This is a genomic window from Sphingorhabdus sp., from assembly GCF_046596595.1.
Classification (GTDB): domain Bacteria; phylum Pseudomonadota; class Alphaproteobacteria; order Sphingomonadales; family Sphingomonadaceae; genus Sphingorhabdus_B.
The window spans coordinates 1-11,341 of record NZ_JBKJMB010000030.1; the positions used below are offsets into that span (position 1 = coordinate 1).

Below are 11,341 nucleotides of genomic sequence, written 5' to 3' on the forward strand. Positions count from 1 at the left end.
AAGCGGCAGGAGCGGTGAAAGGAACAATCTCCACGGTGACTTGTTAAAAGCCATATGCAGGAGGAACCCATTATACGTGGCGCGTCGCGTGACGGTCTTGTCCATATCATATATGGCAAGGAGTGTTGTTCTGGGTTCGGGCATCATAATGCTACAGGCATAATCTTTCGCAAAAAGTCTACAGGCTTGTGATAGTTGTTATTATACGCCAGTTATATGGCCATGGCTAACTCTGCAGACTTCGTTCAAGACGCGCTTGCCGACGGCAGGCAGATTATCCGGCTGTCCGGTAATTTTGCCATTGCGACGATTGGCGAGGTCGATGCGCGTTTGCGGGATATCAATAGCCCCGTTGCGGAAATAGACCTATCCGGCGTCGACCATATGGACACAGTTGGCGCTTGGCTGGTTCATCGAACGGCCAAAGAACATTCTGCCGAAATTACTGGGGGTGCCGATGATGCCGGCCGTCTGATTGACGCCATTAGCGGTGTGGATCAGACCGATGTCGTCCCCAAACCGCATATCTCGTCATTAAACCGGCTTCTGGCTGAAATAGGCAGTGGAGTCATTGTCGGCATAACGACATTGTTGCAGTTTTTGGGGTTTGTCGGACAGGTCGTGAAAGCATCCTTCATATTGGTGATGAACCCAAGCCGCTTTCGCTGGCACGCGGTCGTTCAGCATTTCGATATGGTCGGCGTCCGGGCGCTTGGTATCGTCGGTCTGATGAGTTTTCTGATCGGAATTGTTATTGCGCAGCAAGGCGCAGTCCAGCTTCGGCAGTTTGGTGCCGAAGTATTTACGATCAATCTTATCGGACGACTGACGTTGCGCGAACTCGGCATATTGATGACTGCGATCATGGTCGCTGGACGGTCCGGCTCGGCATTTGCTGCTCAAATCGGCACGATGAACATCACAGAAGAAATTGATGCCATGCGGACGATTGGGGTCGTGCCAGCAGAGGCGTTGGTTGTCCCGCGCGTCATTGCGGCGGTCATTATGATGCCTTTGCTTGGCATTTATGCGTCGCTCATGTCGATCATTGGCGGCGGCATATTGTGCTGGATTGTATTGGACATACCACCCGCCACTTTTGTCCAACGGCTACGCGAAGTAACGCCAATGACAGACTTCTGGATCGGCATGATTAAGGCCCCCGTGTTTGGCGCGATCATCGCCATGGCGGGTTGTTTCCAGGGGATGCAGGTCAAGGGCAATGCCGAGCAAGTCGGCCTAAAAACAACCGCCGCTGTCGTGCAGGCCATTTTCTTGGTTATCGTGCTTGACGCCTTCTTCGCCGTTTTCTTCAGCGAAATTGGTTGGGACTAAAAAATGGCTGTACCCAACATCATTTCCGTGAAGGGCCTCTGCAACAGCTTTGGCGACCAGATTATCCACCAGGATCTCGATCTCGAAGTACGTCGCGGGGAGATACTTGGCGTCGTTGGCGGATCAGGGACGGGTAAGTCAGTGCTGATGCGCTCCATCATTGGTCTGCAGGAACCAGTTGCAGGCGAAATCCGCGTCTTTGACGAAGGCATGATCGGCAAAGAGGAAGATGAGGCCACTGACGTCAGGCGACGCTGGGGGGTGTTGTTTCAAGGCGGCGCCCTGTTTTCCACGCTTACCGTTGCGGAAAATGTTCAGGTACCACTGCGCGAATTCTACCCGGAATTCAGCAAGCCGCTGCTTGATGAAATCGCGCGTTATAAAATTTATCTGAGCGGCCTTCCCGCAGATGCGGCGCAAAAATATCCCTCTGAGCTTTCGGGCGGGATGCGCAAGCGTGCTGGCCTGGCCCGCGCATTGGCGATGGACCCCGAATTATTGTTTCTGGATGAACCCACCGCGGGACTTGATCCTATTGGCGCTGCAAATTTTGACAATCTGACGCGAGATTTGAAAGAGACGCTGGGTCTGACGGTGTTTCTAATCACGCATGATCTGGATACGCTTTACGCCATTTGCGACCGTGTCGCCGTTTTGGCCGATCAGAAAGTTGTAGCGGTTGGCGCGATTGAGGAATTGCTGGCGATCAAGCATCCATGGATCAACGAATATTTCAGCGGCCCACGGGGGCGGGCGGCGCGCCGCGGGCACAGTGACAAAAACACAGAAGCATATTCAACCATGCAGAAGCCAGGAAGGTCATAAGGTAGTACGATGGAGACCAAATCCAACTATGTGATGGTGGGTGCTATCACGCTTCTACTTCTGGCGCTGCTGGCGGCATTTACCGTGTGGCTGTCGCGTTCAAGTGATGGCGACAAGAAAGAATATGATATATTTTTTCAACAGTCGGTAAACGGCCTCGCAAAGGGTTCGGGCGTGTCATTTTCTGGTGTTCCGGTCGGGCAAATTGAAAATATCGAGTTGTGGGAACCCGATCCCGATTTTGTACGGGTGCGCATCAGCATTAAGGACACTGTTCCTGTCCTGCAGGGGACGACAGCAACGATTAACGGCGTTGGCTTCACTGGGGTATCCGAAATTCAGCTGGATGGTGCAGTGAAAGGCGCTCCGGCACTGGCCTGCCCCGCCAAAAATCCGCAGACGGCATGTCCGACGGGTGTGCCGGTCATTCCTACCACGCCCGGAGCTTTGGGCGAATTGCTCAACAATGCGCCTCTGCTTCTGGAACGACTTTCAACTTTGACCGAACGGCTCACCAACATTCTTTCGGACAAAAATCAGCAATCAATCGAGCAGATATTGGACAATGTCGAAAGCCTGTCGGGTACTCTCGCGACGCAAGGACCTGATTTGCGGGCCGCGATTCAGGAATCCCGGATTGCATTGCAAAAAGCTGGGTTGGCGGCAGATGAAATCTCCAAAATGGCTGGGTCAACAAGCAGGTTGCTTGATAGCGATGGCCGTCCGATGTTGGAGGAATTGCGCAAGACGCTCAGGTCCGCGAACGGCAGCCTTGCTGCTTTGGAAACGACCTTGAATAATGCAAATCCTGCGATTGAAACACTCAATACGCAAACTTTGCCTGAAGTAACACAGCTCGCGCGAGATTTGAGAGAATTGTCCGGTTCATTAAAATCCGTAACCGAAAAGGTTGATCAAGGTGGTTTGGGAAGCGTGGTCGGCGCACCCGCTTTACCCGATTATAAGCCCGGCAGCAGGAGCAAAAAATGATGTTGAGCAAAATCTCCGGTGCACGCATGGTCGCGTTACCCTTCATTCTTAGCCTCGGCGCGTGTGTCAGCTTCGGCGGCAAAGCACCGGCCTCAATGCTTGTGCTGACGGCTGACAACGTCGTGTCTGCCGGAACTGCGCGCACGGCGACTGCCGCAGATTCGCTGGTCATTCAAACCCCTGAGGTTCCGCGCAAATTGGACACCAATCGCGTCCCTGTTCAAATTGATGCGAGCAGCATTGCGTATTTAAAGGATGCGTTTTGGGCGGACAAGCCAGCACGTCTGATGCAGTTGTTACTCGTTGAAACTGTTTCCGCAAAAAGCGGAAACCTCGTGCTCAATGAAGTAGACGCAGGTGGCAAAGCGGTCCGCATTTTATCGGGAAGCTTGCTGGAGTTCGGGATTGATGCAGCAACCAATGAAGCTGTCGTCGTCTATGACGCCGTCAAGATCATCCGCGGCAATCCGACTGAAAAACGCAGGTTTGAATCGCGCAGGCCAATGGCCGCCGTTGCGGCTGCACCGACTGGCGCGGCGTTAAATGCAGCAGCAAATGACGTGGCCGCTCAGGTTGCCGCCTGGGTAAACTGAAACTCGGGTGAAGTTAAATGCCAAAACCTTCGGGCTTTGGCCATTCATCGGCGTAGGTAGCCAGCACTTTGAACAGGGCACCCATGGCGTCGCGCTTTACCAACCGGTTGTGCGCCGCGCTGATTTCGATAGCACGATCGGGATGAGCCTCTGCCAGTTTTTGTGCGCGTTGGTCGACACCGAGAGCTGTCAGCCACGTACCTTGATTGACTGGTCCCGCGACCGCCAACCCGATAGCTTTTGCCTGTCGCGCAAGTTCCGAGAAATCAACGTGCACGGTTAGGTCACAATAGCCCGGGTCAGCAAAAGGGTCAGCACGCTGGTGATTTCGAACCGCTTGCAATGTGCTGCCAAGTGCTGTGTGGGCGTGCCCATAATCTATGGTCAGCATTACCCCGCCCTGTACGCGCAAACGGCCTGACAATATGTGCATGATCTCCGAAGCGTCCGGACAGGTTTCATAGATACTGCCCACCGCAGCAACGCGAATATGTTCCGGAATTTCAGCATCAACTGCGCGCGTACCGGGCATTGCGGCAAATCGTGTGCCGTAATCCCGGACAACGACACGCTCGCGCCATCCTGCATGCGTGGCGATCATTTGCCGCACCGGCAATGCGTCGAAAAATTCATTTGCGACTATCAGCAATGGCGCGTCGACCGGGATTGTCTCTATGCTGTCATGGAACGTCGCATGTGGCACTGCCGCCTGCTGTTTCTGCCGCAGAACAGCGCTCGTTTCCAAGAAATGTACCGCAGGCGTGCAACCAAATCGCTTCAATGTCCGTAGAGCGTCCGCCGCCAATGTGCCCCTGCCGGGCCCAAGCTCTACATAATGACAGTGTGACGGGCTGCTGTGCCGTAGCCAAATGTCACTCAGCCATATCCCCACCATTTCCCCAAACATCTGGCTGATTTCAGGCGCCGTTATGAAATCTCCAGCGGCGCCAAGCGGGTCTGCAAGACTATAATATGCAGTGTTGGCAGTCCGCATATAGTCGGCGACGGTCATGGGCCCGGACGTCTCAATTTGCTCCGCGAGGCGAAGTGCAACCTGCCCTTGATCAGGCAACACTGTTACTTCCCGCGAACGGCTCAACACGCTGCCTGCGAGCGCCTGCCGTAAACACCAGAAATAGACCAATCAATATCATTGGAATGGTCAACCACTGCCCCATGCTGAGGCCGCTCGCTTCCACCAGCCACTGCAGTTGCTGGTCTGGTTCCCTGAAAAATTCAACCGTAAAGCGTGCAACTCCGTATATTACCGCGGCCATTCCGAACAGGAAACCGGGCTTATACCTCGCCTGCGTTTTCCAGAACAACGGCCACAGAATTGCGGCCATCACGAGACCCTCAAGGGCTGCTTCATAAAGCTGGCTTGGGTGCCTTGGCAAATCGCCTCCATTTGGGAAGACAATAGCCCATGGCACGTCAGTCACGCGGCCCCAAAGCTCGTCATTCACAAAATTTGCGAGGCGCACGAGGAACAGGCCAAACGGGATAGTACAAGCAATATAATCACAAACCCGAAGGAATGAGAGTTTGTGCTTTCGTGCCAAAAGCCAAATGGCAAATATGGTGCCGAGCGTCCCACCGTGGAGTGACATGCCACCTTCCCACAATTTAAATATATCGAGGGGATTTTGCAAAATCGACGGCTGATAGAAAAGAATATATCCAATGCGCCCGCCTAAAATGATCCCAAGAGTGGCATAAAGAATCATATCATCAGCATGCTCGCGTGACATTGGCGCGCCAGGGCGTGCAAGCAGCTTGAGCAACAGCCAATAGCCAAGCAATATTCCCGCGAGATACCCTAATGAATACCAGCGAATTTGGAAAAAGCCCAGGTCCAAGGCGACGGGACCCACGCCCAGATCGGTAAACTGAATATAGCCAGCGGCCGAAGCAATAATCTCAAATGACACAGTATTTCCTCAGGATATTTTGACATTCCTATAGAGCGAAATAGAAGGTGCACAAAGAGTTTAGGAGAGAATCATATGCCGTCGCAGTTGGACCTTGCAATCGATGCCACTATCGCCCGTCTCATGGAGAATGATGGTCCGTTGACCATCACTCATACCGAAAAATATGGGGTACAAATGCCTGTTTTTGCCAAGGCACCGGGCAACATGGCTGACTATTTGGCGTTTTTCTGCGCAACGCATGGGGAAAAGGAATTCTTGGTCGACGGTGAACTGCGATTGAGCTTTGCCGAAACATATGCCGCTGCACGAACCCTCGCAGGTGGCTTGGTAGAAGGTCACCAGCTTAAAAAAGGTGAGCGGGTAGGCATCGCCGCACGCAACTCTGCGAACTGGATCGTTGCCTATATGGCGATTGTGATGGCAGGCGGTGTGGCAACGTTGCTGAATGGCTGGTGGCAAGGGGGCGAACTTGCAGAAGGCATTCGCATGGTTGGCTGCCGCTTTGTTCTGGCCGATGAACAACGCGCCGCGCGTATGGCTGGACAAGACCTGGGCGATAGCGAACTGCTGATTTTCAATCATGATGTTGCGCCGCTTGATGGCTTGTCGGTATTGACCGCCAAAGGCGGCGGATCATCCACCCCGCTGCCAACAATCGATCCGCTCGATAACGCGACTATTTTGTACACCTCTGGCTCAACCGGGCAATCCAAGGGCGCTGTTTCTGACCACCGTGCTGTGGTGCAGGGGGCAATGAGCTATGTGGGGCAAACACTCGTGTTCTTCGAGCTTTTGTCCGCCAGCGGCCAATCGATGCCCGCCCAGCCATCAGCGCTCGTCAATGTGCCGTTGTTCCATGTGACCGCATCAATTCCTTTGGTGCTGCAAAGTTTCGCCATTGGCCGCAAACTGGTATTGATGCCCAAATGGGATGCCGAAGAGGCGATGCGGATAATAGAGAAGGAGCGTATTACCTATTTCGTAGGTGTCCCGCTGATGAGCATTGAATTGGCAACGCATCCAGCGCGTCATAAATATGATCTGACAAGTTGCACTGCCTTTGCTGCTGGAGGTGCCCCGCGCCCTGTCGAACATGTTAAAAAGATCCGCAAAGAGATGAGCTGGGGCTACCCGTTATTGGGTTATGGCCTAACCGAAACCAATGGCGTCGGTTGCGGCAATTTCACCGACAATTATCTGGAAAAGCCGACCAGCACTGGCCCTGCAACCAAACCACTGGTCGACGTTCAGATGCTCGACGACGACGGGAATGTATTGCCGCAAGGCGAACGCGGTGAGGTTGGCATCCGCACGATCGCCAACTTCAACGGTTATTGGAATAATGACGACGCCACGCGCGATGCGTTTACCACCGACGGCTTTTTCAGAACAGGCGACATTGGTTATCTCGATGAGGACGGCTATTTGTTTATCGTCGACCGCAAGAAAGACATTATCATTCGGGGCGGTGAAAATATCAGCTGCCCTGAGGTTGAAGCCGCAGCATATGAGCATGACTCCATTGTTGAACTGTCTGTCTTTGGCATTGCTGACGACAAATATGGCGAGGTGCCTGGCATTGTGTATCAGACAAAGGACGGGGTCGAATTGCCGGCATCGGAGCTAAAGGCATTTTTGGCCCCGCGCCTAGCTGCTTTCAAGATACCCGCACATTTCTGGCAAGTCGATGCGCCATTGCCCCGGCTTGGTACCCAAAAAATTGATCGCGTTGCACTCCGGCGAGAATATAACGCCAAGATTTCTGCTTAAGGCTGACATGATGCCTGATCACGCCTAAGGTCGCCAAATGGCACCAGCAGCTGAACGGATTATCAAGCAACGCAATATCATCGACCGCAACGCACTTGCGGAGCAAATCGAGGTCGTGGTCAAGGAGCACAATGCGCAAACGCGTCGGCCCTTTGTGCTGGGGATGCTGCAAAACGCACTGGCCAGCGGGCGCGCCGAAATCCAGCGGCGGTTAAGCGAAAATCCGTCACAGGGCTATCGTGCCTCCGCCGAGCAGGCATTTCTGGTCGATCAAATTGTGCGCCTCATTTATGATTATGTCACTGTCCACGTCTATCCGGCACCCAACCGTTCAGCATCCGAGCGCATAGCGGTTTTAGCCGTTGGCGGCTATGGCCGGGGTGAAATGGCTCCCCACAGTGACGTCGACATCGCTTTTGTGACCCCGTTCAAGCGAAGTTCGTGGACTGAGCAAGTGGTTGAAGCGACACTGTATCTGCTGTGGGACCTTGGCCTGAAGGTGGGGCAATCCAGCAGGTCCTTGGACGAGACCGTCAAGATGGCACAGGAGGATTTGACGATCCGCACTGCACTTTTGGAAAGCAGGTTCGTATGGGGTGACCGCGGCGTCTATGAAGAAGCAGCGCTACGTTTTTGGAATGAAGTTGTCGGCAACACCGCATCGGAGTTCGTGCGGTTAAAAATGATTGAGCGTGACGCGCGCCACAAACGTATGGGCGACAGCCGATATGTGGTTGAACCAAATATCAAGGATGGCAAAGGCGGTCTGAGAGATCTGCACACGCTGTATTGGATTGGAAAATATATTCATAAAGTTTCGGCGGCGTCCGAACTTGTGCACGTCGGTTTGTTGACAGCCGATGAATATAACCGGTTTAGGAAAGCCGAGAATTTCCTCTGGGCTGTGCGCTGCCATATGCACAACATTACCGGGCGCGCAGAAGAGCGATTGACGTTCGATCTGCAGCGCGAAGTTGCCGAGCTTATGCAATTTGCGGATCGCCCCGGGCGGTCAGCGGTTGAGCGGTTCATGCATTATTATTTTCTGAATGCCAAAACAGTCGGCGATGTTACTGGGCTGTTCCTCGCGCATTTGGACGACGCGATGGCCAAAAAAGGCCGTCGTTTCTTACCAAGCTTTACCCGCAAACCACGTAAATTAAACGGCTTTCAATTGGACAGAGGCCGCTTGTCCCTGCCCGATGACCAATTTTTTGTGCAAGACCCCGTTCGTCTGTTGGAGATATTCCATCTCGCCGATTTGCACGAGCTTGAAATCCATCCCTTGGCGATGCGCGCCGCCCAAAGGGACGCAAGGCTGGTGGACAAGAATATTCGCCGGGACCCAAAGGCCAATGCGCTTTTCCTCGATATCCTCACATCCCCGCGCGATCCTGAAACAGTGCTGCGCTGGATGAACGAATCCACAATTTTCGGCAGATTTGTTCCCGATTTTCGCCGGGTCGTCGCGCAAATGCAGTTCGACATGTATCATCATTATACCGTGGACGAGCACTCTATCCGCGCTATTGGCCTGCTGGCCGAAATTGGCAGAGGCAAGTTGAAACAGGATCACCCGCTTTCGACTGCCATCGTGCGGCAAATCGTCAGTCAGCGCGTATTGTTTGTAGCTACGCTTCTGCATGATATCGCGAAGGGCCGGGGCGGCGACCACAGTGTGCTTGGCGCTCAGGTGGCCGAGACATTGTGTCCGCGCCTTGGCCTTTCCCCTGCAGAGACAGAGACAGTTGCGTGGTTGGTGCGGTACCATCTTTTAATGTCGGCGACCGCATTCAAGCGGGACCTCGCTGACTTTAAGACAATCCTGGATTTTGCCCAAGCAGTCCAGTCCCCAGAACGGCTAAAATTGTTATTGGTGCTGACCGTCGTCGACATTCGTGCCGTTGGTCCGGGCGTATGGAACAGTTGGAAGCGGCAATTGCTGTCCGACCTCTATGAGGCCACCGAAGAAGTATTGCGGCTGGGGCATAAGCAACGTGGCCGGGACGAACGTATTGCCTCTAAAAAGGCAAAACTGGAATCCGCCTTACAAATGCCCGAAAATGCTTTCGCAGCGTTTAGCAAAACCCTTCCTGACGCGTATTGGATCGCTGAGCCAGACGATATCATCGAACGCAATGCACGCCACCTGCTGAAAAATACCGGGACGGAGCTTGCGATTGACGCATGTTTCTATCCTGACAGAGGCGCAACGTTGGTAACAGTTTTTGCTGCTGACCATCCCGGCTTATTCTACCGGATTGCGGGCGCCATTCATTTGGCTGGCGGCAACATTATAGACGCGCGTATTCACACCAGCAGCGATGGTATGGCGGTAGACAATTTTCTGATTCAGGATCCGTTGGGCCGTCCATTCCGTGAGCAAGGGCAGTTAAATCGCCTCACACGAAACATCGAGGACGCCCTTACCAATCGTGCAAAGTTGATGACTCAATTAGACGCAAAGCCAAAAGCATTGCGCCGCGCCGATGCATTTAAAATTGCTCCGTCGGTTCTCATCGATAATCAGGCGTCGAACCGGTTCACCGTGATCGAGGTCAACGCCCTCGATCGTCCAGCCTTATTGAATAACTTGGCGCTGGCTCTGTTTGAATCCAAGGTCACATTGCATAGCGCGCACATCGCAACCTATGGCGAGCGGGCAGTCGACACATTTTATATTACGGATTTATTCGGTGCAAAGATTGAAAGCAAAAGCAAGCTGAGAGGGCTTGAAACCAGACTTTTGGAAGCAGCGACCGTTAAGGCGCGGGTAAAGACCAAAGCAGCCGCATAGGGTCGTACTGCCACTGGCGTTGCACCGAGAGTAATGCGCACAAAAAAAGGCCAGTCTTTCGACTGGCCTTTTTTCTAACATTACGTCGGCTTGGGAATTACATTCCCGAACCTGGACCATAAGTGATTTCAACACGACGGTTTTGCGGTTCGCGCTCACCATCTGCAGTTTGAACCAGTGGTGCAGTTTCACCGAATGCTTCAGTAGCAATCGCGCCACCTGCAACACCGCGGGACTCAAGGTACGAACGAACAGTGTCGTTACGACGCTGTGAGAGACCAACGTTATACGTTGCTGTACCCGACTTATCGGCGTGACCGGCAAGCATTACCTTAGCCATGCCACAGTTCGAATATTGCGCTACGGCATTATCCAAAACTGATGCTGCATCAGGACGCAAGTTCGACTTATCCCAATCGAAGAATACGATGTAGGGGCCCGAGTTGCAAACTGGCGCAGGTGGCGGTGGTGGCGGTGGTGGCGGTGGTGCCACATATACCGGTGCTGGTGGTGGAGCCACTTCGACAGGTGCAGGTGCGCCGCCGAAGTTATAAATCAGGCTGCCCATGATGCTGTGCGAACGGAATCGCGTGTCAACAGAACGGCCAAGACGATTAACGAGATTGACCTTGTCCGCGTTAAAGAAACGATACTTCAGTCCAACATCCCAGTTGTCGCTCAATGGCGCGCGAACGCCAGCAAGTGCCTGCCATGCAAAACCTGTGTCCGAGTCATCCAGGAAAGAAGGAGCGCCAAGAACGGTCTGCACGTCAACGCGTGCTACACCGACGCCGCCGCCGACAAAGCCCTGAAGGCCATCATCATCACCGAAATCCAACAAACCATTGACCATGAAGCTCAATGCACTTGCGTCACCCGCTACGTCATAGGAACCACCACGGACAAGCGCGGTGCCAGCACCGCCTGTGATCTGTGGTGTCTGGCTGTTGAAGCCATTGACGTCGGCCTGACGATAGGAAACTTCTGATTCAAGACGGAAACCGCCGAAATCATAACCAACGACGCCACCGAAATCATATCCCTTGTCCATATCGACGGACGCTGCATTATTCAGCGTGCCAATATCCAAACTCAGG

9 protein-coding genes are annotated in these 11,341 nt (G+C 53.5%); 6 read left to right on the top strand and 3 right to left on the bottom strand.

What is annotated here, in order from left to right; translation table 11 throughout:
* Positions 1 to 222 precede the first annotated feature (222 nt).
* From ACLL9E_RS02790 to ACLL9E_RS02805, 4 genes are read left to right on the top strand one after another with little or no spacing between them, the layout of a single operon-like run.
* Positions 223 to 1,335: an MlaE family lipid ABC transporter permease subunit gene (locus tag ACLL9E_RS02790; protein WP_411290228.1), complete on the top strand. Its 1,113-nt coding sequence runs from the start codon at positions 223 to 225 to the stop codon at positions 1,333 to 1,335.
* Between the two features lie 3 nt (positions 1,336 to 1,338).
* The gene (locus tag ACLL9E_RS02795) at positions 1,339 to 2,160 is read left to right on the top strand and encodes an ABC transporter ATP-binding protein (protein WP_411290220.1); all 822 of its coding nucleotides are present in this window, start codon (positions 1,339 to 1,341) and stop codon (positions 2,158 to 2,160) included.
* A gap of 9 nt (positions 2,161 to 2,169) precedes the next feature.
* A complete protein-coding gene (locus ACLL9E_RS02800; protein ID WP_411290221.1) occupies positions 2,170 to 3,150 on the top strand; it encodes an MlaD family protein in 981 nt (326 codons plus the stop codon).
* Entirely contained in the window at positions 3,147 to 3,743 is a 597-nt protein-coding gene (locus ACLL9E_RS02805) for an ABC-type transport auxiliary lipoprotein family protein (protein WP_411290222.1), read from the top strand. Before ACLL9E_RS02800 ends, ACLL9E_RS02805 begins: the two co-directional genes overlap by 4 nt.
* Before the next feature lie 13 nt (positions 3,744 to 3,756).
* On the opposite strand, the gene ACLL9E_RS02810 is transcribed toward ACLL9E_RS02805, so the two are convergent.
* Together ACLL9E_RS02810 and lgt are read right to left on the bottom strand one after the other, a co-directional pair.
* Positions 3,757 to 4,842 carry a class I SAM-dependent methyltransferase gene (locus tag ACLL9E_RS02810; protein ID WP_411290223.1) on the bottom strand — a complete coding sequence of 362 codons (1,086 nt, stop codon included), beginning with the start codon at positions 4,840 to 4,842 and terminating at the stop codon, positions 3,757 to 3,759.
* Positions 4,808 to 5,674 carry a prolipoprotein diacylglyceryl transferase gene (gene lgt, locus ACLL9E_RS02815; protein WP_411290224.1) on the bottom strand — a complete coding sequence of 289 codons (867 nt, stop codon included), beginning with the start codon at positions 5,672 to 5,674 and terminating at the stop codon, positions 4,808 to 4,810. The genes ACLL9E_RS02810 and lgt overlap by 35 nt, the downstream gene beginning before the upstream one ends.
* Positions 5,675 to 5,749: 75 nt before the next feature.
* Between lgt and ACLL9E_RS02820 the strand changes: the two genes are divergently transcribed.
* Both ACLL9E_RS02820 and ACLL9E_RS02825 read left to right on the top strand, forming a co-directional pair.
* Positions 5,750 to 7,447: a class I adenylate-forming enzyme family protein gene (locus tag ACLL9E_RS02820; RefSeq protein ID WP_411290225.1), complete on the top strand. Its 1,698-nt coding sequence runs from the start codon at positions 5,750 to 5,752 to the stop codon at positions 7,445 to 7,447.
* Positions 7,448 to 7,484: 37 nt separating this feature from the next.
* Positions 7,485 to 10,244 (top strand): [protein-PII] uridylyltransferase, encoded by a 2,760-nt coding sequence (locus ACLL9E_RS02825; protein ID WP_411290226.1) that lies wholly within the window; start codon positions 7,485 to 7,487, stop codon positions 10,242 to 10,244.
* A 97-nt stretch (positions 10,245 to 10,341) separates the two neighbouring features.
* Here ACLL9E_RS02825 and ACLL9E_RS02830 read toward each other — a convergent pair whose 3' ends face one another.
* Entirely contained in the window at positions 10,342 to 11,340 is a 999-nt protein-coding gene (locus ACLL9E_RS02830; RefSeq protein WP_411290227.1) for an OmpA family protein, read from the bottom strand.
* Between the last annotated feature and the right edge of the window lies 1 nt (position 11,341).

What these genes read in the sequence shown, in the direction of transcription:
- ACLL9E_RS02825 (WP_411290226.1), top strand. Translation starts at nt 7,485, where the DNA reads ATGGCACCAGCAGCTGAACGGATTATCAAGCAACGCAATATCATCGAC.
- ACLL9E_RS02820 (WP_411290225.1), top strand. Translation starts at nt 5,750, where the DNA reads ATGCCGTCGCAGTTGGACCTTGCAATCGATGCCACTATCGCCCGTCTC.
- ACLL9E_RS02790 (WP_411290228.1), top strand. Translation starts at nt 223, where the DNA reads ATGGCTAACTCTGCAGACTTCGTTCAAGACGCGCTTGCCGACGGCAGG.
- ACLL9E_RS02800 (WP_411290221.1), top strand. Translation starts at nt 2,170, where the DNA reads ATGGAGACCAAATCCAACTATGTGATGGTGGGTGCTATCACGCTTCTA.
- ACLL9E_RS02805 (WP_411290222.1), top strand. Translation starts at nt 3,147, where the DNA reads ATGATGTTGAGCAAAATCTCCGGTGCACGCATGGTCGCGTTACCCTTC.
- ACLL9E_RS02795 (WP_411290220.1), top strand. Translation starts at nt 1,339, where the DNA reads ATGGCTGTACCCAACATCATTTCCGTGAAGGGCCTCTGCAACAGCTTT.